The sequence below is a fragment of the Streptomyces sp. 1-11 genome (assembly GCF_007176755.1).
Classification (GTDB): Bacteria; Actinomycetota; Actinomycetes; order Streptomycetales; family Streptomycetaceae; genus Streptomyces.
Genome location: NZ_BJTV01000016.1, coordinates 1 through 22,789 on the forward strand (window position 1 = coordinate 1; position 22,789 = coordinate 22,789).

20 protein-coding genes are annotated in these 22,789 nt (G+C 72.5%); 10 read left to right on the plus strand and 10 right to left on the minus strand.

Annotated elements, in window-relative coordinates:
* Positions 1 to 153, plus strand: a 153-nt coding sequence (locus TNCT1_RS28135) for a hypothetical protein (RefSeq protein ID WP_143637614.1), incomplete at its 5' end; no start/stop codon positions are given.
* 88 nt (positions 154 to 241) lie between these two features.
* Here TNCT1_RS28135 and TNCT1_RS28140 read toward each other — a convergent pair.
* The 3 genes from TNCT1_RS28140 to TNCT1_RS28150 are packed head-to-tail and all read right to left on the minus strand — an operon-like array spanning position 242 to position 3,827.
* Positions 242 to 2,524, minus strand: coding sequence for an FtsX-like permease family protein (locus TNCT1_RS28140; RefSeq protein WP_143637616.1), 2,283 nt, complete (start codon positions 2,522 to 2,524; stop codon positions 242 to 244).
* Positions 2,525 to 2,565: 41 nt separating this feature from the next.
* Positions 2,566 to 3,354 (minus strand): ABC transporter ATP-binding protein, encoded by a 789-nt coding sequence (locus TNCT1_RS28145; protein ID WP_373920514.1) that lies wholly within the window; start codon positions 3,352 to 3,354, stop codon positions 2,566 to 2,568.
* A complete protein-coding gene (locus TNCT1_RS28150) occupies positions 3,312 to 3,827 on the minus strand; it encodes a PadR family transcriptional regulator (RefSeq protein WP_143637621.1) in 516 nt (171 codons plus the stop codon). The genes TNCT1_RS28145 and TNCT1_RS28150 overlap by 43 nt, the downstream gene beginning before the upstream one ends.
* Positions 3,828 to 3,956: 129 nt before the next feature.
* Here TNCT1_RS28150 and TNCT1_RS28155 point away from each other — a divergent pair, with 129 nt between their 5' ends.
* The 5 genes from TNCT1_RS28155 (at position 3,957) to TNCT1_RS28175 (ending at position 10,628) form a co-directional block, all read left to right on the plus strand.
* Entirely contained in the window at positions 3,957 to 5,228 is a 1,272-nt protein-coding gene (locus tag TNCT1_RS28155) for an ABC transporter substrate-binding protein (RefSeq protein WP_143637623.1), read from the plus strand.
* A 142-nt stretch (positions 5,229 to 5,370) separates the two neighbouring features.
* A complete protein-coding gene (locus tag TNCT1_RS28160; protein ID WP_174266484.1) occupies positions 5,371 to 7,032 on the plus strand; it encodes an alpha-amylase family glycosyl hydrolase in 1,662 nt (553 codons plus the stop codon).
* 67 nt (positions 7,033 to 7,099) lie between these two features.
* On the plus strand, positions 7,100 to 8,425 hold the full coding sequence (locus TNCT1_RS28165; protein ID WP_143637626.1) for an ABC transporter substrate-binding protein: 1,326 nt from the start codon (positions 7,100 to 7,102) through the stop codon (positions 8,423 to 8,425).
* Positions 8,426 to 8,433: 8 nt separating this feature from the next.
* Complete coding sequence (locus TNCT1_RS28170) at positions 8,434 to 9,792, plus strand: ABC transporter permease subunit (RefSeq protein ID WP_143637628.1); 1,359 nt, start codon at positions 8,434 to 8,436, stop codon at positions 9,790 to 9,792.
* The gene (locus tag TNCT1_RS28175; RefSeq protein WP_143637630.1) at positions 9,789 to 10,628 is read left to right on the plus strand and encodes a carbohydrate ABC transporter permease; all 840 of its coding nucleotides are present in this window, start codon (positions 9,789 to 9,791) and stop codon (positions 10,626 to 10,628) included. Before TNCT1_RS28170 ends, TNCT1_RS28175 begins: the two co-directional genes overlap by 4 nt.
* Positions 10,629 to 10,697: 69 nt before the next feature.
* Here TNCT1_RS28175 and TNCT1_RS28180 read toward each other — a convergent pair whose 3' ends face one another.
* The 6 genes from TNCT1_RS28180 to tkt all read right to left on the minus strand — a co-directional run bounded on the left by TNCT1_RS28180 (position 10,698) and on the right by tkt (position 17,993).
* On the minus strand, positions 10,698 to 11,195 hold the full coding sequence (locus TNCT1_RS28180; RefSeq protein WP_143637632.1) for a lamin tail domain-containing protein: 498 nt from the start codon (positions 11,193 to 11,195) through the stop codon (positions 10,698 to 10,700).
* 196 nt (positions 11,196 to 11,391) lie between these two features.
* The gene (gene pgl, locus TNCT1_RS28185) at positions 11,392 to 12,174 is read right to left on the minus strand and encodes a 6-phosphogluconolactonase (RefSeq protein WP_143637634.1); all 783 of its coding nucleotides are present in this window, start codon (positions 12,172 to 12,174) and stop codon (positions 11,392 to 11,394) included.
* On the minus strand, positions 12,171 to 13,217 hold the full coding sequence (opcA, locus tag TNCT1_RS28190; protein WP_143637636.1) for a glucose-6-phosphate dehydrogenase assembly protein OpcA: 1,047 nt from the start codon (positions 13,215 to 13,217) through the stop codon (positions 12,171 to 12,173). Before opcA ends, pgl begins: the two co-directional genes overlap by 4 nt.
* Positions 13,214 to 14,752, minus strand: a complete 1,539-nt coding sequence (gene zwf, locus TNCT1_RS28195; protein ID WP_143637638.1) for a glucose-6-phosphate dehydrogenase — start codon at positions 14,750 to 14,752, stop codon at positions 13,214 to 13,216. Before zwf ends, opcA begins: the two co-directional genes overlap by 4 nt.
* A 1-nt stretch (position 14,753) precedes the next feature.
* Positions 14,754 to 15,872: a transaldolase gene (tal, locus tag TNCT1_RS28200; RefSeq protein WP_143637640.1), complete on the minus strand. Its 1,119-nt coding sequence runs from the start codon at positions 15,870 to 15,872 to the stop codon at positions 14,754 to 14,756.
* Positions 15,873 to 15,905: 33 nt separating this feature from the next.
* Positions 15,906 to 17,993: a transketolase gene (gene tkt, locus TNCT1_RS28205; RefSeq protein ID WP_143637642.1), complete on the minus strand. Its 2,088-nt coding sequence runs from the start codon at positions 17,991 to 17,993 to the stop codon at positions 15,906 to 15,908.
* A gap of 379 nt (positions 17,994 to 18,372) precedes the next feature.
* Here tkt and TNCT1_RS28215 point away from each other — a divergent pair, with 379 nt between their 5' ends.
* From TNCT1_RS28215 to TNCT1_RS28230, 4 genes are all read left to right on the plus strand, one after another.
* Positions 18,373 to 19,362: a heme o synthase gene (locus tag TNCT1_RS28215; RefSeq protein ID WP_373920512.1), complete on the plus strand. Its 990-nt coding sequence runs from the start codon at positions 18,373 to 18,375 to the stop codon at positions 19,360 to 19,362.
* 69 nt (positions 19,363 to 19,431) lie between these two features.
* Positions 19,432 to 19,764 (plus strand): hypothetical protein, encoded by a 333-nt coding sequence (locus TNCT1_RS28220; RefSeq protein ID WP_143637647.1) that lies wholly within the window; start codon positions 19,432 to 19,434, stop codon positions 19,762 to 19,764.
* 100 nt (positions 19,765 to 19,864) lie between these two features.
* Positions 19,865 to 20,971: an amidohydrolase family protein gene (locus tag TNCT1_RS28225; RefSeq protein ID WP_143637649.1), complete on the plus strand. Its 1,107-nt coding sequence runs from the start codon at positions 19,865 to 19,867 to the stop codon at positions 20,969 to 20,971.
* 39 nt (positions 20,972 to 21,010) lie between these two features.
* On the plus strand, positions 21,011 to 21,748 hold the full coding sequence (locus tag TNCT1_RS28230) for a nucleotidyltransferase (RefSeq protein ID WP_143637650.1): 738 nt from the start codon (positions 21,011 to 21,013) through the stop codon (positions 21,746 to 21,748).
* Position 21,749: 1 nt separating this feature from the next.
* On the opposite strand, the gene TNCT1_RS28235 is transcribed toward TNCT1_RS28230, so the two are convergent.
* Positions 21,750 to 22,760, minus strand: coding sequence for a heme A synthase (locus TNCT1_RS28235; protein WP_143637652.1), 1,011 nt, complete (start codon positions 22,758 to 22,760; stop codon positions 21,750 to 21,752).
* Positions 22,761 to 22,789 lie beyond the last annotated feature (29 nt).

Below are 22,789 nucleotides of genomic sequence, written 5' to 3' on the forward strand. Positions count from 1 at the left end.
ATCGACTCCTTCGACCAGTGGGGCGTGGAACTCGGCAAGGTCCTCGCCAAGCGCATCGAACCCGCCCTGACCGAGGGCGCCGAGGTCCCCGGCCTCGACCCCTCCACCACAGCCCTCGTCGCCAGGTACCGGGAGCTGCGCGGCCGCAGCTGACCGCTTGCGGTCCGCCGCGCCGGAGGCGAGCCCTTCGGCGCGGCGCACCCGAGCCGGCGCTCAGGCCACCGAGCTCAGGCCACCGAGCTCAGGCCACCGCGCTCAGCGTGTCCGCCTGCCGCCGGCGGGCCGCCCGGGCGGCGGGCAGGGCGGTGAGGGCGGCGGCCCCCAGCACGGCGCCCGCGCCCAGCGCGAGCAGCAGACCGGCCGGGGGAGACTGGGCGATCCCGGCGCCGATGCCGCTGGAGACGCCCTGGGCGTCGATCAGCCGGTGCGCCAGCGGCAGTCCCAGTGCCATGCCGGCGACCGCCGCGGTCAGCGCCGTACAGGTCGTCGCCGTGACGGTGATCGCGCCGATCTGCCGCGGCGACATGCCGATCGCCCGCAGTGCCAGCACGTCCCGCTCGCCCTCGCGGACGCTGCCGCCGATCGCGGTGAGCAGTTCGACCAGGCCGATCAGGGCGAGCACCGCGACCAGCCCGGCGACGACCGCGCGCAGCGGCGACAGCCCGTCGGCCGGGTTCGGCACGGCGTGCACGTCCAGGTGGCCGCGCCCGGCCGCGGTGAGGGCGGCCGCGACCCGCTGCGGATCGGCGCCCGGGCGCAGCCGGAGCTGGTAGAACGCGGGGGACAGCCGGGGGTCGTTCTCGCGCAGGGTGTCCAGGGAGGTCGTCACGACCCGGCCGGCGTTCTGCGGTTCGAGGCTGCGGCCCACGATGTGCAGGATCTGCGGCTGCTCGCCCACCGTCATCCGCACCCAGTCGCCGACCCGTACGTGCAGCAGGTCGAGCAGTCCCTGCCCGGCCACCGCCTCGTCCGGGCCGCGCGCGGCCCGGCCCTCGGCGAGGGCGTAGGGGTAGGGCCGGTCGTGGGTGCCGAGGCCGCGCAGGGCGATCGTCCCGGTCTGGCCGGGCACCAGCGCGGCCACCTCGACCCCCGGATAGGCGGCCGCGACCCGGCGGTCGGCCGTCAGCACGGCCCGCACCCGGGCGTCGCCCAGCGCGCCGTCCGAGCGGACCGCGAGCGCGGTCGGCAGGCCGACCCGCTCCGGGCTGCTGTGGAAGCGGTCGATGGTCGTCCAGGCGCTGAGCGCCACCACGATCAGCGTCAGCGGCAGCGTCAGCCGGGCCACGCCGGCCAGCGACCGGCCGCGGCCCGCGAACGCCTTGTGGCAGCCGAGGACGAGCGCGGCCGGCAGCCGCAGCCCCAGGGCGCCGCGCGCAAGGCCCGTCAGCCGGCCGCCCGCCGGAGCGGACGGACGCGGCACAGGAACCGGCGGCACCCGGCCCGCCCGCCAGGCGGCGAGGCCCGTCGTCAGGCCGATGAACAGCACCGCGCCCACGGGCACGGCGGACAGGGCCAGGCTGTGCCCGGGCAGTGTCTGCCACACGCCCACCGCGTCGCCGAGCCTGCCCGGGACGCTGCTGCCGAGCCCCTCGGTGAGGGCCGCCGCGGCCACCGCGCCGAGCGCGGCGTACGCCAGGTGCTGCAGCAGGAAGACCCGGACCACCTGCCCGGGCGTGAAGCCGATCGCCTTCAGCACCGAGATGTCCCGCAGGTGGCTGCGGATGCGGGTGCCGATCGCCCCGTGCACGGCGAATCCGGCGGCCGCGAGGGCGCCCAGGCCGAACAGCCCGAGCACCTGCCCGAGCAGCCGGTTCTCGCCCTGCGCCGCGGCCCGTGCCTGCTGCCAGGTGGAGACCTCGCCGACCGCGCCCGCGCCCAGCACGGTGACGGCGCGCTGGACCGCGTAGTCCGTGTCGGCCGGGTCGCCGAGGCGCAGCCCGGTCACCTCGCCGCCGGGGGAGCGCACGGCGGACGGCAGGGCCCAGACCAGCCCCGGCCGGGAGCCCGGGCTGTAGCCGGGCTCGGCGCTGTCCGCGATGCCGGCCACGGTGAGCGTCCGCGCGGTGCCGGGCAGCGTGAGGGTGTCGCCGGGCTCCGCCAGCAGCGCCCGGGCCAGCCGGCTCTCCAGGACCACCTCGTCCGGCAGCGCCGGGTCCAGCCAGCGGCCCGCGGTGAGCACCGGGCGGCCCACCGACGGCGGCTCGGGGGTGCCGCGCAGCTCCACGGCGGCCCGGACACCGCGCACGGCGACGGTCGCGGACTCGGTGCGGTAGGGGCCGGCGACGGACTCGACGCCGTCCAGCCGGGCGAGCCGGCCCGCGTCCGCCGAGGCGGCCGTGTGGATCCACACATGGGCCCCGTGGGCCTGGGTGAAGGTCCGCTGCCAGGGATTGGTGGCGTAACCGAACAGGGCGGCGGCCAGCAGCAGCGAGGCGACGATGCCGGCCGTGGCGAGCGTGATGAACAGCGCCTCGCCGCGGTGCGCGCGCAGATCGGAGTGGGCCCAGCGCAGGGTGGCTCGCACGGCTCAGTCCCCGGTCCCGGGGCCGGGGGGTCGGCGTGTCATCAGTCCCTCAGCTCCAGCACGCCCGCCGTGCCGGGCTTGCGGGGCGGGGCGCCGTCCAGCACGGCGTCGTCGGCGATCCGGCCGTCGAAGAAGCTGATGACACGGTCGGCGGCGCTGGCCAGCCGGGCGTCGTGGGTGACCAGGACGATGCTCTGCCCGCGTCCGTGGAAGCGGGACAGCAGCCGCATCACCTCACGGGTGCCCCTGCTGTCCAGGCTGCCCGCGGGCTCGTCGGCCAGCAGCAGCGGCGGATGGTTGACCAGGGCGCGGGCGAGCGCAACCCGCTGCTGCTCGCCGCCGGACAGCTCGCCGGGCATGCTGCGCTCCTTGCCCGCGAGGCCCAGTTCGGCGAGGAGTTCCTCGCGCTCGGCCCGGGCCCGCTTCGGGGGGACGCCGGCGAGCAGGGCGGGCAGTTCGACGTTGTCCGCGACCGACAGGTTGGACACCAGGTTGAAGAACTGGAAGACGATCCCGATGGCCTTGCGGCGCTCCACCGCCCAGCGCGCCTCGCTGAAGGAGTCCGTGCACCGGCCGTCGAGCCAGATGCTGCCCGCGTCCGGCCGCTGCAGGCCGCCCAGCAGGTGCAGGAGCGTGGACTTGCCGGCTCCGGACGGCCCGGTGATCGCCACGAACTCGCCGCGCGCCACGCTCAGGCCCACCCCGCGCACGGCGTGCGCGGGCGCGCCCTCGCCGTGGTGGGTCTTCACCAGGTTCTCGGCGCGCAGCAGCGGAACGGAGGCGTCGTTCACTGAAGTCCCTCCAGTTCCTCCTGGCACCGCTCCAGCCAGTCCAGGTCGGCCTGCAGGTGCAGCATCGCGCCCTCGATGAGCAGTTGGGCGATTCGGTTGTCCCGGCTCTCGGCCGCGGCCAGCTTCGACAGGTTGCGCATGGTGTTGAGGTACTGGCGCCGCTGCCGGTTGATGAGGGCGATCTGGTCGGCGAGACCGGTCTGCGGGGCCAGGGCGAGCTTCATGAAGAACTCGTCCCTTACCCGCGGCTCGTCCTCGGTCTCCTCGAACCAGGCGTGCAGCGCCTCCCGCCCGGCGTCGGTGAGGTGGTAGACCTTCTTGTTGGGCCGGCTCGACTGCTCGACGTCCTCGCCCGCGATCAGCCCCGACTTCTCGAGGCGGCCGAGGGTCACGTAGATCTGGCCGACGTTCGGCTGAGGGTACGCGGAGCCCAGCAGTTGCTCAAGGTCCTGCTTCAGCTCGTAACCGTGGGCGGGGCCACGCGCCAGGAGTGCCAGGAGGGGCAGGCGCACTCGTGCTCTCCTCCTGTCCGCGGCAATGTGCTCCAGGCCCTAGTATCGCCCATACCTAACAGGTATACATGGCCTCTGACTCCCGGCGAGGGCGCCCGGAGCCGGGTGTACGTGTTCAGGGAGGAACCTATGCGGTGGACGCGCGCCGCCGGTAGGGGGCTCCTCGTTCTCGCCGTGGTCCTTTCGGGGTACGTCGCCTCCGGCGCCCGGGTCGGCGAGACCGGCTCCGGCGGGCGCGGACCGCTCACCCTGGCCACGGCCGGCGACCTGACCGGCTACCTCGGCCCGCTGCTGCGGGGCTGGAACCGCACCCACCCCGGCGAGCGGGTGACCCTCGTCGAACTGCCGGACTCCGCCGACGAGACCCACGCGCAGATGACCACCGACCTGCGCGGCGGCGACCGGGGCCGGTTCGACGTCCTCAACATCGACGTCAACTGGACCGCCGAGTTCGCGGCGGCCGGCTGGATCCGCCCGCTGCCGGGCGACCGCTTCCCGCTCGGCAGCTTCCTGAAGCCGGTGGTCAGGACCGCCCGGTACGACGGGCGGCTGTACGCCGTCCCGTACGTCACCAACGCCGGGCTGCTGCTGTACCGCAAGGACGTCCTCGACAGGGCGGGCGTGCCGCCGCCGCGCACCTGGGCGGAACTGGAGCACGACGCGAAGACCATCGCGCCCCGGTACGGACTGGACGGCTACACGGGCCAGTTCCTGCCCTACGAGGGCCTCACGGTCAACGCGGCCGAGGCGGTGTACTCGGCGGGCGGCACCATCCTCGGCGACGAGGGCGCCCGCGTCACCGTCGACTCCGCCGCCGCCCGCGAGGGCATCGGCTTCCTCGCCCGCGGCCTGCGCGAGGGCTGGATCCCGAAGGCGGCGCTGACGTACAAGGAGGAGGAGTCCAAGCAGGCCTTCCAGGACGGCCGGCTGCTCTTCCTGCGCAACTGGCCCTACGCCTACGCGGTCGCCTCGGCCAGGGGTTCCAAGGTCGCCGGCCGGATCGGCGCCGTACCGCTGCCCGGCCCCGACGGGCCGGGCAAGAGCGTCCTCGGCGGGTCGAACCTGGCCGTCAACACCCATGCCCGGCACCCGGATTCGGCCGCCCGGCTGATCGCCTACCTGACGAGCGAGCGGGTCCAGCGCCAGGTGCTCACCCGGGGCGCGCTGCCGCCCGTGCGCGCCGCCCTCTACGACGATCCCGCGCTGATCGCCCGCTTCCCGTACCTGCCGACCCTGCGCGCCGCCGTCCGGACGGCCGAGCCGCGCCCCCGCAGCCCGCGCTACGACCAGGTCAGCCTGGTGGTCCAGGCGGTGGTGCACGACGCGCTGACCGGGCGGCAGACACCGGCCGCTGCGGTGCGCCGGCTGGCGCGGGAACTGGACGCCGTCGCCAGCCGATAGCGGCCTCCTAGTTACTTGTTAGGTAACGCCGACGTCTCAACTGTGCTCAGGTTGCCCGGGTAGACCCCGGTTTGCGCGCCCAACTCTCCAGTAGCTTTCGTTCCCTTCATTGACACCCTCGCGACACGCTTACCTAACATGCATGCATAACTGCTGCCCTTCACAGAGACAGGCCCCAGGGTTGAACAGGCATCATTGGTGGCGTGACGCGGTGATCTACCAGGTCTACGTCCGCAGCTTCCTCGACAGCACCGGCGACGGCATCGGCGATCTGGCCGGCGTCCGCGCCGGACTGCCGTACCTGAAGAAGCTCGGCGTCGACGGGATCTGGCTCAGCCCGTTCTACCCCTCGCCCCAGCACGACCACGGCTACGACGTCGCCGACTACCGCGACGTCGACCCGGTCTTCGGCGACCTCGCCGAGTTCGACCTGCTGATGACGGCCGCCCGGCGGCTCGGGATCAGGGTCCTGCTGGACATCGTCCCCAACCACTGCTCCAGCGAGCACCCGTGGTTCCGCGAGGCGCTCGCCTCCCCGCCCGGCAGCGCGGCCCGCGCCCGCTTCCACTTCGCCGACGGGCGCGGCCCCGACGGCGCCGAGCCGCCCAACAACTGGCACGCCATGTTCGGCGGCCCCGCCTGGACCCGGGTCACCGAGGCGGACGGCCGCCCCGGCCAGTGGTACCTGCACATGTTCACGCCCGAACAGCCCGACTGGAACTGGCGCGACCCCGCGACGCCCGCCGAGTTCGACCGGACCTTGCGCTTCTGGCTCGACCGCGGCGTGGACGGCTTCCGCATCGACGTCGCCGCCGGGCTGTTCAAGCACCCCGAACTGCCCGACTCCGACGACCCGGAGGCCGACGCCCGCACCCGCGACTCGGTCAACCCGCTGGCCTGGAACCGGCCCGAGGTGCACGACGTGTGGCGGCAGTGGCGGGCCACCTGCGAGGAGTACACCGCCCGCGACGGCCGCGAGCGCCTGCTGGTCGGCGAGGTCTCCGTGCCCACCGCCCGCGAACACGCCCGGTACGTCCGCCCCGACGAGCTCCACCAGGCCTTCTTCTTCGACCTGCTCGGCGCCCCCTGGGACGCCGACGCCTTCCGCAAGGTCGTCTCCGAGGCCATGCAGGACATCGCCGGCACCGGCTCGACCGTCACCTGGGTGCTCAACAACCACGACCAGGTCCGCACCGTCACCCGCTACGGCGAACCCGCCACCGGGGGCAGCGGCCTCGGTCCCGCCCGCGCCCGCGCCGCCGCCCTGCTGATGCTGGCGCTGCCGGGTGCCGCGTACATCTACCAGGGGGAGGAACTGGGCCTGCCCGAGGTCGTCGACCTGCCCGACGACGTCCTCACCGACCCGATCTTCCGCCGCACCGGGAGCCGGGCCCGCATCCGCGACGGCTGCCGGGTGCCGCTGCCCTGGTCCGGACAGGCCTCCCCGTTCGGCTTCACCTCCGGCGCGGAGGGCGCCAGGCCCTGGCTGCCGCAGCCCGAGTACTTCGCCGAACACGCCACCGACCGCGCCCTCGCCGACACCCGCTCCTTCTGGCACCTGTACCGCGACGGGCTGCAACTGCGGCGCTCACTGCCCCAGCTCGGCGAGGGCACGCTGCGCTGGCTGGACACCCCGCCCGGCGTCCTCGGCTTCGTCCGCGGCGACGGCCTGGTCTGCGCCGTCAACTTCACCGCCGCTCCCACGCCCGCACCCGCCTCCGGCACACCCCTGCTGTCCAGCGGGCCGTGCCCGGCCGGGGTGCTGCCCGGCTCGACGGCCGCCTGGTGGCTCACCGACCTCTGACCCACCCCCCGCTCCACGTCAACTCCCGCTCCACGTCAACTCCCACTCTCCCGAAGGGACATCAACGATGATGCGACGACGTACCACCCTGCTCACGGGCTGCACCGCCCTCGCCCTGGCGCTCGGCGCGACCGCCTGCGGCGGCGGCCCCGTCTCGGCCGGCGGCGGCGACAAGGCGCTCAGCGGCCAGACGGTCACCGTGGCCGGTGTCTGGTCCGGCAGCGAGCAGAAGAACTTCCAGAAGGTGCTGGACGCCTTCACCGCCAAGACCGGCGCCGGGACCCGGTTCGTCTCCACCGGCGACAACGTCTCCACGGTCGTCGGCAGCAAGATCGAGGGCGGCAACGCGCCCGACGTGGTGATGGTCCCGCAGGTCGGCGTGCTCCAGCAGTTCGCGAAGAAGGGCTGGCTGAAGCCGCTGTCCGCCGCCACCGCGAAGTCCGTTGACGCGGGCTACGCCCCGGTGTGGAAGAAGTACGGCAGCGTCGACGGCACCCTCTACGGCCTCTACTTCAAGGCCGCCCACAAGTCGACCGTCTGGTACAGCCCCGAGGCCCTCGCGCAGGCCGGGGTGAAGCCGCCGAAGACCTACGACGAGATGCTGAAGGCCGGGCACACCGTCTCCGACTCCGGGCTCGCCGCGTTCGCCGTCGGGGGCCAGGACGGCTGGACCCTCACCGACTGGTTCGAGAACATCTATCTCTCCCAGGCCGGGCCCGAGAAGTACGACGCGCTCGCCGCGCACAAGCTGAAGTGGACGGACGCCTCCGTGGTCCAGGCGCTCGGCACCCTCGGCAAACTGTTCAAGGACGAGCAGCTCGTCGCGGGCGGCCGGAAGGGCGCGCTCAACACCGACTTCCCGGGCTCGGTGGAGAAGGTGTTCGGGCCCAAGCCGCAGGCGGGGCTCGTCTACGAGGGCGACTTCGTCGCGGGCGTCGCCCACGACCAGTTCCAGCGGACCATCGGCAAGGACGCGGACTTCTTCCCGTTCCCGGCGGTCGGCGGCGGCACCGCACCGGTGGTCAGCGGCGGCGACGCGGCCGTCGTCCTCAAGGACGGCAAGAACACCGAGGCCGGCATGAAGCTCATGGAGTACCTGGCCACTCCCGAGGCGGCGGCCGTGTGGGCGAAGGCCGGCGGCTTCCTGTCCCCGAACAGGAAGCTCGACCTCGCCTCCTACGGCGACGACGTCACCCGCGCCACCGCCAAGTCCCTCGTCGGCGCCGGCGACTCGGTCCGCTTCGACATGTCGGACCAGGCGCCGGCGGCCTTCGGCGGCACCAAGGGCGCCGGCGAGTGGAAGCTCCTGCAGGACTTCCTGCGCGACCCGTCCGACCCGAAGGGGACCGCGGCGAAGCTCGAGGCCGCGGCGGCCAAGGCCTACCAGGACTGACCCGGCCGATGACCGCCACCACACTCACAGCCGAAGGGGCGGGCCCGTCCGCCGCCGGTGCGGCCCGCAGGCGCCGCACCCGGCGGCGGGGCCGGACCGCCGCGATGCTCTTCGTCCTCCCCGCCCTGCTCCTGCTCGGCGCGCTCGTCGTCTACCCGGTGCTGTTCTCCGTCGGCCGCAGCTTCTTCGACGCCTCCGGCACCCGGTTCGTGGGCGGCGGCAACTACGCCGAGATGTTCCGCGACCCGGCGACGCTGAAGGCCGTCCGCAACACCGCCGTCTGGGTCGTCGTGGCCCCGGCCCTGCTCACCGGCCTCGGCCTGATCCTGGCCGTCCTGGTGGAGAAGGTCCGCTGGGCGACGGCGTTCAAGCTGCTGCTCTTCATGCCGATGGCGGTCTCCTTCCTCGCCGCCGGCATCATCTTCCGGCTCGCCTACGACGAGGATCCGGACAAGGGCGTCCTCAACGCCGCCGTGGTCTCCGTGCACGACGCCTTCGCGGGGACCTCGTCGTACCCGACGGCGCGGGGCCGTGAGGGGCTGCTGGACCAGGGCCGCGACGGGTCCTACCTCAGCCACGCGGCCGCCTCCCCGGGCGGGACGGTCACGCTGCCCATGGTCGGCGTGCTGCCCGGGGACCTGCCCCGGGACGCCTCGCCCGCCGGGCCCGCGGCGCGGCGCGCGGCCGCCGCCGGTGAACTGCGCGGCGTCGTCTACCTGGACTTCACACCCGGCGGGGGAGGGAAGCAGGGCCGGGTCGACCCGCGGGAGAGCGGCCTGCCCGGCATGCGGGTCGAGGCGCTGCGCGACGGAAGGACGGTCGCGGACACCACCTCCTCCGCCGACGGCTCCTTCAGCTTCACCGGGCTCCCCGAAGGCTCCTACACGGTCAAGCTGCCCGCGTCCAACTTCGCGCCGCCCTACCAGGGGATCTCCTGGCTCGGCCCGGCGCTGGTCACTCCGGCGATCATCGGCGCCTATCTGTGGATCTGGACGGGCTTCGCGATGGTGCTGATCGGAGCGGGCCTGTCGAGCCTGCCCCGGGACGCGCTGGAGGCCGCGCGGATGGACGGCGCGAACGAGTGGCAGATCTTCCGCCGCATCACCGTGCCGCTGCTCGCCCCCGTCCTGACGGTCGTCTTCGTCACCCTCGTGATCAACGTGATGAAGGTGTTCGACCTCGTCTACATCATCGCCCCGGGCCCGGTGCAGGAGGACGCCACCGTGCTCGCGACCCAGATGTGGCTGGTGTCGTTCGGCGGCGGCAACAACCAGGGCCTCGGCAGCGCCCTCGGCGTGCTGCTCCTGCTGCTCGTGATCCCCGCGATGGTCTTCAACGTCCGCCGCTTCCGAAGGAGTCAGCGATGAACGCGGTCCGGCGCGGCCTGGGCAACGGCCTGGTCCAGGCGTTCCTCGTGGTGATCGGCCTGGTCTGGGCGACCCCGCTCGCCGGACTCTTCCTGTCCTCGCTCAGGTCCGCCCGGGACACGGCGAAGGGCGGCTGGTGGACGGCCCTGGCCGACCCGGGGCAACTGTCCTTCGACAACTACGCGGCGCTGCTGAAGAACGCCGGCATCACCCAGGCCTTCTGGAACACCGTGCTCATCTCGGTGCCGACGACCGTCCTGGTCGTCGTGCTCGCGGCCCTCGCCGGGTACGCCTTCGCCTGGCTGGACTTCCCGCTGCGCGAGCCGCTGTTCCTGCTGGTGGTGGCCCTGCTGGTGGTGCCGGTGCAGATCGGCCTGCTGCCGGTGGCCAAACTCTTCGGCCAACTCGGCCTGTTCGGCACGATCCCGGGCGTCGTCCTCTTCCACGTCGCCTACGGCCTGCCGTTCGCGGTGTTCCTCCTGCGCAACTACTTCGCGGAGATGCCGAAGGAGATGCTGGAGGCGGCGCGGATGGACGGCGGCGGCGAATGGCGCATCTTCACCCGGCTGGTCCTGCCGGTCGGGCGCCCCGCCATCGCCTCGCTGGCCATCTTCCAGTTCCTCTGGGTCTGGAACGACATGCTGGTCGCGCTCCTCTTCGCCGACAGCTCCTCCCAGCCCCTGACCGTGCAACTGCAGTCCCAGATACGCCAGTTCGGCAGCAACATCGACGTCCTGGCGCCGGGCGCCTTCCTCTCCCTCGTGGTCCCCGTGATCGTCTTCTTCGCCTTCCAGCGCCACTTCGTCCAGGGCGTGATGGCGGGCTCGGTCAAGTGACCCCGACGGCACCGACGGAGGCGGCCGGCGACCCGGCCGCCTCCGTCGCGCGCGGACGTTCCCCCCGCGTCAGCCGTGGAAGGTGATGTAGCCGTCGCCGTCGCGGTCGTCGGCGGACTTGGTGTAGGCGTGGGTGTCCGCGTGGGCGCCGGAGGGCTTGTACAGGCGGATGGTGTCCTTGTCGTTGTTCCAGATGAAGTTGCAGTTCTGGCGGTAGACGACGTTCTTGGCGTCCGAGTCGGTGCCGTGGCCGCCGCGCAGCTTCACGTAGTCGCCGGGCTCGAGGTAGTGGTTCCTGGTGAAGACGAACTTGTTGCTGCTGGTGGCGTCCCTGACCACGTAACCCTTGAGGTTCACGGTCGCGGTGCGCGAGTAGTTCTTGATCGTGACGTACTCGCTCTTGGTGTTGCCGGTGGTGCAGCTGTTGGAGTCCCGCCCCGGAGCGTCGTACTGGACGCCCTTGACCTTCAGGGCGGAGGAGTACTCGGCGGCTTGGGCCGGAGCCGCGACGGTGACGGCGAGCGCTCCGGCCACGACGGCCGCGGACAGCGCGAAACGTATACGCATGAGGTCCCCCCTCGATGGTGCGAGTGATGCGGCCAGGAGCTTACACAAAAGATGAGGATTACATGTACGTCCGGTGTGAAAAGTGACGCAAGTGTGAAGACGTCGAGCGGCGGGGCGTCACCGGGCGTCAACGCGAAGGGGGCGGCGGGGAGTTGAGTCCTCCCCGCCGCCCCCGTCCGTCACGGACGCGCGAACCTCACGGTGAGGCCGGTGGGTACAGCGACCGCGGCAGCCCGGACGCCGCCGCGGCGTCCAGCAGCCACAGCGTCCGCGAGCGGCCCCGGGCGCCGGCGGCCGGCGCCTGCACCTCGCCCGCGCCCGACAGGGCGATGGCCACGGCCTGCGCCTTGTCCTCGCCGGCCGCGAGCAGCCAGACCTCGCGGGCCGCACGGATCGCCGGGAGGGTCAGCGAGATCCGGGTGGGCGGCGGCTTGGGCGCGCCGTGCACGCCGACCACCGTGCGCTCGGTCTCGCGGACCGCCGGCAACTCCGGGAAGAGCGAGGCCACATGGGTGTCCGGTCCGACGCCCAGCATCAGCACGTCGAAGGTGGGCACCGGGCCGTGGTTCTCCGGCCCGGCGGCCTTGGCGAGTTCCGCCGCGTAGGCCTCCGCCGCCGCCTCCACGTCCGAACCGTGCGGACCGTCGGACGCGGGCATGGCGTGCACGCGCTCCGGGTCCAGCGGGACCGAGTCCAGCAGCGCCTCGCGGGCCTGCGTGACGTTGCGCTCCGGATCGCCCTCGGGCAGGAAGCGCTCGTCGCCCCACCACAGGTCCAGGCGGCCCCAGTCGATGGCGTCCCGGGCCGGTGCCGCCGCCAGCGCGGCCAGCAGGCCGTTGCCGTTGCGGCCGCCGGTGAGGACCACGGACGCGGTGCCCCGGGAGGCCTGCGCGTCCACGATCCGCGTGATCAGCCGGGCCGCGGCGGCCTGCGCCATCAGCTCCTTGCCGTGGTGCACCACCAGTTGCGGAGTGCTCACTTCGCGGCCGCCTTCCGTGCCGGGGCCTTTTTGGCGGCCGCCTTCTTCGCGGGCGCCTTCGCGGCCTCCTCCACCGGTTCGGCGACCGCGGCCGGCTCCGCCGCCGCGGGCTCCGGCACGGTGTTCAGCCGCTCCACGCCGTAGGCCAGCGCCGAGGCGTAGGTGTCGTCCGGGTCGAGCCGCCGCAGCTCCTCCGCGATCAGCTCGGCGGTGTCCCGCCGCTTCAGCGCCACCGCGCGGGCCGGCTGGCCCTCGATGGAGAGGGTGGCCAGCGAGCCGTCCGCCCGGTCCAGCGTGATGGGGCCCCCGCTGGTGTCCATCCGCACGGCCGTCAGGCCCGGCCCCGCGGACAGGGAACGCCGTACGGGCACGTCCAGCCGGTCCGCGAGCCACATCGCCAGCAGCTCACAGCTCGGGTTGAACTCCTCGCCCTCCACCTCGACGGCCTTCACCTCGCACACCACCTGGTCCAGGGCCGCCGCGAGCATCGAGCGCCACGGCGTGATCCGGGTCCAGGACAGATCGGTGTCGCCGGGCGTGTAGGCCCGGGCGCGGGCGGACAGCTCCCGCACCGGCTGCTCGGCGGCGTAGGTGTCGGTCACCCGGCGCTGGGCAAGCGCGCCCAGCGGGTCGTTGGCCGGGTCCAGCGGCGCGCTCACCGGCCACCAGACGACCACCGGGGCGTCCGGCAGCAGCAGCGGCAGCACCACGGAGTCGGCGTGCTCGGACACCTCGCCGTACAGCCGCAGGACGACCGTCTCGCCGGTGCCCGCCTCCGCGCCCACCCGCACCTCGGCGTCCAGCCGCGAGGACGTGCGGTCGCGCGGGGACCGGGAGACCCGCTTGATGACCACCAGGGTGCGCGAGGGGTGCTCGCGCGAGGCGTCGTTGGCGGCCTTCAGGGCGTCGTAGGCGTTCTCCTCGTCGGTGACGATGACCAGGGTCAGGACCATGCCCACGGCGGGGGTGCCGATGGCGCGGCGGCCCTGGACGAGCGCCTTGTTGATCTCGCCGGCGGTGGTGCCGGTCAGGTCTATCTTCATGGCCGGCGCCAGCTCCGTCCGTCTCGTGCCAGCATCTCGTCCGCCTCGACGGGCCCCCAGGTGCCCGACTTGTACTGCGCGGGCCTGCCGTGCCGGTCCCAGTACTGCTCGATCGGGTCGAGGATCTTCCAGGACAGCTCGACCTCCTCGGTGCGCGGGAAGAGGTTGGCGTCGCCGAGCAGCACGTCCAGGATGAGCCGCTCGTACGCCTCCGGGCTGGACTCCGTGAACGACTCGCCGTACGCGAAGTCCATGGACACGTCCCGGATCTCCATCGAGGTCCCCGGCACCTTGGAGCCGAAGCGGACCGTGATGCCCTCGTCCGGCTGCACCCGGATGACGACCGCGTTCGAGCCCAGCTCCTCCGTCGCCGTGTGGTCGAAGGGGGAGTGCGGGGCCCGCTGGAAGACCACCGCGATCTCGGTGACCCGGCGGCCGAGCCGCTTGCCGGTGCGCAGATAGAAGGGGACGCCCGCCCAGCGGCGGTTGTCTATCCCCAGCTTCACCGCGGCGAAGGTGTCGGTCTTCGACTTGGGGTCGATACCGTCCTCCTCGAGGTAGCCGGTGACCTTCTCGCCGCCCTGCCAGCCGGCCGCGTACTGCCCACGCACGGTGCTGCGGCCCAGGTCCTTCGGCAGCCGCACGGCGCCCAGCACCTTGGTCTTCTCCGCCGCCAGCGCGTCCGCGTCGAAGGAGGCGGGCTCCTCCATGGCGGTGAGGGCCATGAGCTGCAGCAGGTGGTTCTGGATCACGTCACGGGCGGCGCCGATGCCGTCGTAGTAGCCGGCGCGGCCGCCCACCCCGATGTCCTCGGCCATGGTGATCTGCACGTGGTCCACGAAGGACCGGTTCCAGACCGGCTCGAACATCGTGTTGGCGAAACGCAGCGCCAGGATGTTCTGGACGGTCTCCTTGCCGAGGTAGTGGTCGATCCGGAACACCTGGTCCGGCTCGAACACCTCGTGCACGACCTTGTTCAGCTCCTCGGCCGACTTCAGGTCATGACCGAAGGGCTTCTCGATGACCGCGCGCCGCCAGGAGCCCGAGGACTGGTCGGTCAGACCGTGCTTCTTGAGCTGCTGGATGACCACCGGGAAGGAACGCGGCGGCACCGAGAGGTAGAAGGCGAAGTTGCCTCCCGTGCCCTGGGCCTTGTCCAGCTCCTCGATGGTGCCGCGCAGCCGCTCGAAGGCGTCGTCGTCGTCGAAGGTGCCCTGGACGAAACGCATCCCCTGGATGAGCTGCTGCCAGACCTCTTCGCGGAACGGGGTCCGGGCGTGTTCCTTGACGGCGTCGTGGACCTCGGCGGCGAAGTCCTCGTTCGCCCACTCGCGGCGGGCGAAACCGACCAGCGAGAAGCCCGGCGGCAGCAGACCCCGGTTGGCGAGGTCGTACACCGCGGGCATCAGCTTCTTGCGGGACAGGTCGCCCGTGACGCCGAAGATCACCAGGCCCGACGGCCCCGCGATACGCGGGAGCCGTCGGTCGGCGGGGTCACGAAGCGGGTTCGCTCCGGAACCGGGAAGGCGGGACAAGTCAGCCCTCCGAGGGAGCGAGGCGCTCGAGCTCCGCCTGGGTCGACTTCAGCAGGTCGTTCCAGGACGCCTCGAACTTGTCGACGCCCTCGTCCTCCAGCACCTGCACGACGTCGTCGTACGCGATGCCGAGCCGCTCCAGCGCGTCCAGGTCGGCGCGCGCCTGCTCGTAGGTGCCGGACACCGCGTCGCCGCGGATCTCGCCGTGGTCCTCGACGGCCTCCAGCGTCGCCTCCGGCATGGTGTTGACCGTGTTCGGCGCGACCAGGTCGGTGACGTACATGGTGTCCTGGTACGCCGGGTCCTTCACACCGGTCGACGCCCACAGCGGACGCTGCCGGTTGGCGCCGGCGTTCTCCAGCGCGCTCCAGCGCTCCGAGCCGAACACCTCCTCGTACGCCTGGTAGGCGAGCCGGGCGTTGGCGACGGCGGCCTTGCCGCGCAGCGCCTTGGCCTCGTCGGTGCCGATGCCGTCCAGGCGCTTGTCGACCTCGGTGTCCACGCGGGACACGAAGAAGGACGCCACAGAGTGGATCTCCGACAGGTCCAGGCCGCGCTCCTTGGCCTTCTCCAGGCCGGAGAGGTACGCGTCCATGACCTTGCGGTAGCGCTCCAGCGAGAAGATCAGCGTGACGTTCACGCTGATGCCGTTGCCGATCGTCTCGGCGATGGCCGGCAGACCCGCCTCGGTGGCCGGGATCTTGATCAGCGCGTTGGGGCGGTCCACCAGCCAGGCGAGCTGCCTGGCCTCGGCGACGGTCGCCTTGGTGTTGTGCGCCAGGCGCGGGTCCACCTCGATGGAGACCCGGCCGTCCTGGCCGTTGGTGGCGTCGAAGACCGGCCGCAGGATGTCGGCGGCGTCGCGGACGTCCGCCGTGGTGATCATGCGGACGGCCTCTTCGACCGTGACCTTCCGGGCGGCCAGGTCCGACAGCTGCTGGTCGTAGCCGTCACCCTGCGAGATCGCCTTCTGGAAGATCGTCGGGTTGGTGGTGACGCCCACGACGTGCTGCTGGTCGATCAGCTCGGCGAGGTTGCCGGACGTGATCCGCTTGCGCGACAGGTCGTCCAGCCAGATCGCCACGCCCTCCTCGGAGAGGCGCTTGAGTGCGTCTGTCATGGAATTACATCTCCTACGTGTCGTATATGAGCGTCAGCGCTGGGCGGCGGCCAGGGATTCCCGGGCCTTGTCGGCCACGTTCTCGGCGGTGAAGCCGAACTCGCGGAAGAGCACCTTGCCGTCGGCGGAAGCACCGAAGTGCTCCAGCGAAACGATGCGGCCGGCGTCCCCCACGTACTTGTGCCAGGTCAGGCCGATGCCCGCCTCCACGGCGACACGGGCCTTCACGGACGGCGGCAGCACGGAGTCCCGGTACCCCTGGTCCTGCTCCTCGAACCACTCCACGCACGGCATGGACACGACCCGCGTGGGCACGCCCTCGGCCTGCAGCCGCTCACGGGCCTCGACGGCCACGTGCACCTCGGACCCGGTGGCGATCAGGACGACCTGCGGCTCGCCGCCGTCGGCCTCCATCAGCACGTAGCCGCCGCGCGCGGCGGTGTCGTCGGGCTCGTAGATCGGCACGCCCTGCCGGGTCAGCACCAGACCGTGCGGCTGGCCCTTGCCGAACTCCTTGGTGTAGCGCTTGAGGATCTCGCGCCAGGCGATCGCGGTCTCGTTGGCGTCCGCCGGGCGGACCACGTTCAGGCCCGGGATCGCGCGCAGCGAGGCGATGTGCTCGACCGGCTGGTGGGTCGGGCCGTCCTCGCCGAGGCCGATGGAGTCGTGCGTCCACACGTACGTCACCGGCAGGTGCATCAGGGCCGACAGGCGCACGGCGTTGCGCATGTAGTCGGAGAACACCAGGAAGGTGCCGCCGTAGACGCGGGTGTTGCCGTGCAGGGTGATGCCGTTCATCTCCGCGGCCATGGAGTGCTCGCGGATGCCGAAGTGGATCGTGCGGCCGTACGGGTTCGCCTCCGGCAGCGGGTTGTCCGCCGGCAGGAAGGAGCTGTCCTTGTCGATCGTGGTGTTGTTCGACCCGGCGAGGTCGGCGGAGCCGCCCCACAGCTCGGGGATCACCGCGCCGAGCGCCTGCAGCACCTTGCCGGACGCGGCACGCGTCGCGATGCCCTTGCCCGGCTCGAAGACCGGGAGCTTCTCCTCCCAGCCGGCCGGCAGCTCGCCCTTGACGATGCGGTCGAACTCGGCGGCGCGCTCGGCGTTGCCGTCCCGCCACACCTGCAGCGACTTCTCCCACTCGGCCTTCGCCTGCGCGCCGCGCTCCAGCGCCTTGCGGGTGTGCGCGAGGACCTCGTCGGCGACCTCGAAGGACCGCTCCGGGTCGAAGCCGAGGACGCGCTTGGTCGCCGCGACCTCGTCGTCGCCGAGCGCCGAGCCGTGGGCGGCCTCGGTGTTCTGCGCGTTCGGGGCCGGCCAGGCGATGATCGAGCGCATGGCGATGAAGGACGGCCGGTCCGTGACCTGCTTCGCGGCCTCGACGGCGTCGTAGATCGCGTTCGGGTCGAGGTCGCCGTCCGGCTTCGGGGCGACCCGCTGCACGTGCCAGCCGTAGGCCTCGTACCGCTTGACGGTGTCCTCGGAGACGGCGGTCTCGGTGTCGCCCTCGATCGAGATGTGGTTGTCGTCCCACAGCAGGATCAGGTTGCCGAGCTTCTGGTGGCCGGCCAGCGAGGACGCCTCGGCGGAGATGCCCTCCTGGAGGCAGCCGTCACCGGCGATGCAGTAGACGAAGTGGTCGAACGGGGACTCGCCGGCCGGGGCCTCCGGGTCGAACAGGCCGCGCTCGTAGCGGGCGGCCATCGCCATGCCCACCGCGTTGGCCACACCCTGGCCCAGCGGGCCGGTCGTGGTCTCCACGCCCTTGGTGTGCCCGTACTCCGGGTGGCCCGGGGTCTTGGAGCCCCAGGTGCGGAAGGCCTTCAGGTCGTCCAGCTCCAGGCCGAAGCCGGCCAGGTAGAGCTGCGTGTAGAGGGTCAGGGACGAGTGGCCGGCGGACAGCACGAAGCGGTCGCGGCCGACCCACTCCGGGTCGGCCGGGTCGTGCCGCATCACCTTCTGGAAGAGGGTGTAAGCGGCCGGGGCCAGGCTCATCGCCGTGCCGGGATGGCCGTTGCCGACCTTCTGTACGGCGTCGGCGGCCAGGACCCGGGCGGTGTCCACGGCCCGCTGGTCCAGCTCGGTCCACTCAAGGTCTGTGGTGGTCGGCTTGGTGCTCACCCTGGGTCAGGGCTCCTCTCCACATGATCGGTCGCCGGCCCTGGGGGGCGTGCCCCCCGCCCGGCCGCCGGTGCACTGCCTGCCCACCGGCCGCTTTGAGCCTACCCCCGTGAGGACGTGCGTTTTTGCGGGTCATTACAGACTGCCGGGACTCGCGGACATCCGCCTCCCGACTGGCCGACGGCCCGTTCGTCAGATGAATACGCGGCCGCTCATCCGGGTGCTCAATCGAGCCCGGACGGACCTCGGACGGGCAGCCCGCCAACACGACCCCACCCCCGCGAATGCCCGGGTATGGGCAACGTCTAAAGTGGCGTGGTACGCGCGAGCCCTTGCCCGACCTTCACGAGGGGAGGCTCGCTGGGAGTCTCTGTCAGGGGTGTGCGTGACGGCCGTCGAATCCCGTCCTGGGGGCACCTCCCAGGTCCTTCAGGCACTGGGGGAGGGTGCGGTTCGCGATGCGGACCGGAGCCCGGTTCACCGGCCACTCGGGGCCCGTGTCAAGGCGTTCGTGGCGCTGACCAAGCCGCGGATCATCGAGCTGCTGCTCATCACCACCGTTCCGGTCATGTTCCTGGCGCAGCAGGGTGTGCCCGACCTGAGGCTGGTGCTCCTCACCTGTCTGGGCGGGTACCTCTCGGCGGGCGGCGCAAACGCGCTGAACATGTACATCGACCGGGACATCGACGCCCTGATGGACCGCACCTCGCAGCGGCCGCTGGTGACCGGCATGGTCAGCCCGCGCGAGTGCCTGGCCTTCGGCATCACCCTGGCGGTCGTCTCGACGCTGCTGTTCGGGCTGACCGTCAACTGGCTGTCCGCCTGGCTGTCACTCGGAGCGCTCCTTTTCTACGTCGTCGTCTACACGATGATCCTCAAGCGGCGCACCTCGCAGAACATCGTCTGGGGCGGCATCGCGGGCTGCCTGCCGGTGCTGATCGGCTGGTCGTCGGTGACGAACTCGATGTCCTGGGCGCCGGTGGTCCTCTTCCTCGTCATGTTCTTCTGGACGCCGCCGCACTACTGGCCGCTGTCCATGAAGGTCAAGGAGGACTACGCGCGCGTGGGCGTGCCGATGCTCCCGGTCGTCGCCTCCAACAAGGTGGTCGCCCGGCAGATCGTCATCTACAGCTGGGTGATGGTCGCCGTCTCGCTGCTGCTCACCCCGCTCGGCTACACGGGCTGGTTCTACACCGTGGTCGCCCTAGCGGCCGGCGGCTTCTGGCTGTGGGAGGCGCACGGGCTGCAGAACCGGGCGAAGGCCGAGGTGACCGGCGTCAAGCTCAAGGAGATGCGGCTGTTCCACTGGTCCATCACCTACGTCTCCATCCTCTTCGTCGCGGTCGCCGTCGACCCGTTCCTGCGCTGACCCGGGCCGGGCGTACGTCACAGAGCCCTGCTCTCGCCAGTCGATCTACCCGTGAGTAGCATCCTGTGCATGGCAGACACGCAGCAGGTTGACCCCAAGGACGAGCGCAGGGCGGCGAAGCTGGCCCGGGAGATCGGCGCCTTCGCCAAGGCCCACGGCGGCGCCGAGGGCCAGGTGGCCTACATCGGCGAGCGCGGCGCCCGCATCGTGCTCGTCGGCGAGGACGGCGGCTGGGGCGACCTGGTGGCGCCCAGCACCGCCGTCGCCGAGCAGGCCGTGCAGAAGGCCGGCATCACCGTCCACGAGTCCTTCGACGGCGAGTTCGCCGCCAAGGTGACCACCGGACGCTACGAGTGGAGCCGGATGGCCGGCATCCAGGTGGGCGGTCCGGCCAACGGCTGACGCCTGCGGCCTGCCGTTCGAAGGACACCCGGGCGACACCGGATCGCGGGTTCACCCGTTAGGCCCTGCGAGAAGCGCAGCGCCTCCCCGGGGAGCCCGCATGATCGAAACGCCGTCCCTCGTGGACCAGTACTGCCACGGCGTGCTGCGCACCGAGCTGGGCCTCGGCACCTTCGAGGCCCGGCTCGCGCGGACCGAGGGCCCGCCCGCGCCGGGCACCACCCTCTTCGACACCCAGACCGGTTTCGCGGTCCGCCGCTGGTGCCCGCCGCTGCTCGGCCTCGAACCGCACTGCCCGCCCGCCCGCTATCTGGCCCGGCGCAGGGAACTGGGCGTGCTGGAGGCGGGCCGCCGGCTGCTGCGGGGCAGCGGGATCACCACCTATCTGGTCGACACCGGTCTGCCCGGCGACCTCACCGGCCCGGCGGAGCTGGCGTCCGCGGGCGACGCCGAGGCGCACGAGATCGTCCGCCTGGAACTCCTCGCCGAGCAGGTCGCGGACACCTCGGGCACCGTCGGCTGCTTCCTCGCCAACCTCGCCGAGTCGGTGCACGCGGCCGCCGCCGAGGCGGTCGCCTTCACCTCCGTCGCCGGGCTCAGACACGGCCTGGCCCTCGCCCCTGAGCCGCCCGGCCCGGGTGAGGTGCGGGGCGCGGCGGGCCGCTGGCTGGCCGGACGGCGGGTCGGCGGGACGCTGACCGACCCGGTGCTGCTGCGGCACCTGCTGTGGATCGCGGTCGCCTCGGGCCGGCCCCTGCAGCTCCACGCCGGCCCGGGCGAGCCCGGCTCGCGCATCGACCGCGCCGACCCGGTGCTGCTCACCGACTTCGTGCGGGCCACGGCCGGGCTCGGCACCGATCTGATCCTGCTGCACGGCCACCCGCACCACCGCCACGCCGCCCACCTCGCCGGCATCTTCCCGCACGTGTACGCGGACTCGGGCGCGGCCCTGGTGCGCACCGGCGCCCGTGCGGTCGCGGTCCTCGCCGAGATCCTGGAGCTGGCCCCGTTCGGCAAGATCCTCTTCTCCAGCGGCGCCCACGGCCTGCCCGAGCTGCACGTCGTCGGCGCCCGGCTGTTCCGCGAGGCCCTGGGCCGGGTGCTGGGCGCCTGGGTCGCCGAGGACGCGTGGTCCCTGGACGACGCCCGGCGGGTGGCCCGGATGGTCGCCGCGGACAACGCGCGCCGCGTCTACGCGCTGGACTGAGGGGTGTGCGGCGTCGCCGGTCCCGTGCAGACTGCCGCCATGCCGACCGACGCGCTCCTCGCCCGCTTCCTGCACTACGTCATGCCGCTGCGGCCACTGGCCCTCTGGGCGCACGGCTCCCTGGCCGGCGGCGACTACCAGGAGGGCCGCAGCGACCTCGACCTGATCGCGGTGGTTCCCGGCCCGCTCACCCTGGGCACCGTACGCGGGGTGATCCGCACCCACCGCCGGCTGCGCGCCGAACCGCTCGCGGCCGGGCTGCACTGCACGTACCTCACGCCGGCCGCCTCGGCGGACCCCGGCGCGGCCCATCTGACCTGGGCGCACGGCCATGTGATGCGCCGGCCGGTCACCCCCGTGACCCGGCGCGAACTGCACGACTTCGGCCGGGTGCTGCACGGCGCCCCGCCGGCCGGACTGCTGCCGCCGGTGCCGGACGGGCAGCTCCACGAGTTCGTCCTGCTGGACCAGCGGGACTACTGGCGGCCCAAGGTGGACCGCGCCCGGCTGTGGCGGCACGACGTCTGGGTCGACCTCGGTCTGCTGACGTTCGCCCGGGCCACCGTCACCCTGCGCGAGGGACGGCTCATCGCCAAACGGGAGGCGCTGGCCGAGCTGACCGCCCTCGGCGCGCCCGCCGAGGTGGTCGAGGACATCACCCGCCGGCGCTACGGGGCTCCGGCCCCGCGAGGCGGGGCCTGGCTCGCCCGCCGCGCCGAACTGACCCGGGCATACCTCGGGCCGGCGATCGACGCGCTGGTCACCTCGTACGGGTGAGTCACGCGTGCGTGCCCACCGCCACCTCGGCCGAGGGGCCGGGCAGGTCGAGGGCGGCCCCGGGACGCTCCCGGAGCGACAGCAGCACCCGCAGCACCCAGATCCACACCAGGCACGAGCCGAGCATGTGCGCGCCGACGAGGACCTCGGGCAGGTGCGTGAAGTACTGGACGTAGCCGATGACGCCCTGCCCGAGCAGGACCAGGAACAGCTCGCGGGTGCGGTTCAGCGGGCCCTTGGGCGCGTCCACCGCCTTCAGCACGAACCACAGCGCGAACGTCAGCGTCACCACGATCCACGCGAGCACCGCGTGCAGCTTGCTGACCGTCTCCCAGTCGATCGGAATCCGCTCGACCTCCGAGGAGTCGCCCGCGTGCGGACCGGCCCCGGTGACCACCGTGCCCACCGCGATGAGCAGCACGGAAGCGGCCACCAGGAACCAGACGAGCTGCTGCACCGCCTTGCCGACCAGCGGAAGCGGCGCCCCGTCGCCCTCGCGGGTGCGCTGCCACATCACGGTGCCGATGGCGATCAGCGCCGAGGAGAGCAGGAAGTGCGCGGCGACCGTGTACGGGTTCAGGCCGACCAGCACGACGATGCCGCCGAGCACCGCGTTGCCCATGACCACCCAGAACTGCGCCCACCCCAGCCGGGTCAGGCTGCGCCGCCGCGGCTTCTCGGCCCGGGCGGCGACGATCGCCCAGCCGACGGCGGCGCAGAGCACGTACGTCAGCATCCGGTTGCCGAACTCGATGACCCCGTGCAAGCCCATGGCCCGGGTGGTGGTCAGCGAGTCGTCGGTGCACGTCGGCCAGGTCGGGCAGCCGAGGCCCGAGCCGGTGAGGCGGACCGCGCCCCCGGTGACCACGATGATCACCGCCATGACGAGCGCGGTGAGCGCCGCCCGGCGGACGGTCCGGGGATCCGGGGTCCAGCGGCCGGCGATGAAGGCGAGCGGGTTGCGCAGCGCCGCGGTGGCGTCGGCAAGGGTCAGCTTTGGCACGTGCACCATAGTAGGCCGCCGCTTGTGCACTCTTTCAC

Bases quoted from the DNA above. Each gene is read 5' to 3' on its own strand.
- tal (WP_143637640.1), bottom strand. From the start codon at position 15,872: ATGACAGACGCACTCAAGCGCCTCTCCGAGGAGGGCGTGGCGATCTGG.
- TNCT1_RS28160 (WP_174266484.1), top strand. From the start codon at position 5,371: ATGCATAACTGCTGCCCTTCACAGAGACAGGCCCCAGGGTTGAACAGG.
- opcA (WP_143637636.1), bottom strand. From the start codon at position 13,217: ATGAAGATAGACCTGACCGGCACCACCGCCGGCGAGATCAACAAGGCG.
- TNCT1_RS28225 (WP_143637649.1), top strand. From the start codon at position 19,865: ATGATCGAAACGCCGTCCCTCGTGGACCAGTACTGCCACGGCGTGCTG.
- TNCT1_RS28235 (WP_143637652.1), bottom strand. From the start codon at position 22,760: ATGGTGCACGTGCCAAAGCTGACCCTTGCCGACGCCACCGCGGCGCTG.
- TNCT1_RS28170 (WP_143637628.1), top strand. From the start codon at position 8,434: ATGACCGCCACCACACTCACAGCCGAAGGGGCGGGCCCGTCCGCCGCC.
- TNCT1_RS28230 (WP_143637650.1), top strand. From the start codon at position 21,011: ATGCCGACCGACGCGCTCCTCGCCCGCTTCCTGCACTACGTCATGCCG.
- TNCT1_RS28220 (WP_143637647.1), top strand. From the start codon at position 19,432: ATGGCAGACACGCAGCAGGTTGACCCCAAGGACGAGCGCAGGGCGGCG.
- TNCT1_RS28165 (WP_143637626.1), top strand. From the start codon at position 7,100: ATGATGCGACGACGTACCACCCTGCTCACGGGCTGCACCGCCCTCGCC.
- TNCT1_RS28175 (WP_143637630.1), top strand. From the start codon at position 9,789: ATGAACGCGGTCCGGCGCGGCCTGGGCAACGGCCTGGTCCAGGCGTTC.
- TNCT1_RS28180 (WP_143637632.1), bottom strand. From the start codon at position 11,195: ATGCGTATACGTTTCGCGCTGTCCGCGGCCGTCGTGGCCGGAGCGCTC.
- TNCT1_RS28155 (WP_143637623.1), top strand. From the start codon at position 3,957: ATGCGGTGGACGCGCGCCGCCGGTAGGGGGCTCCTCGTTCTCGCCGTG.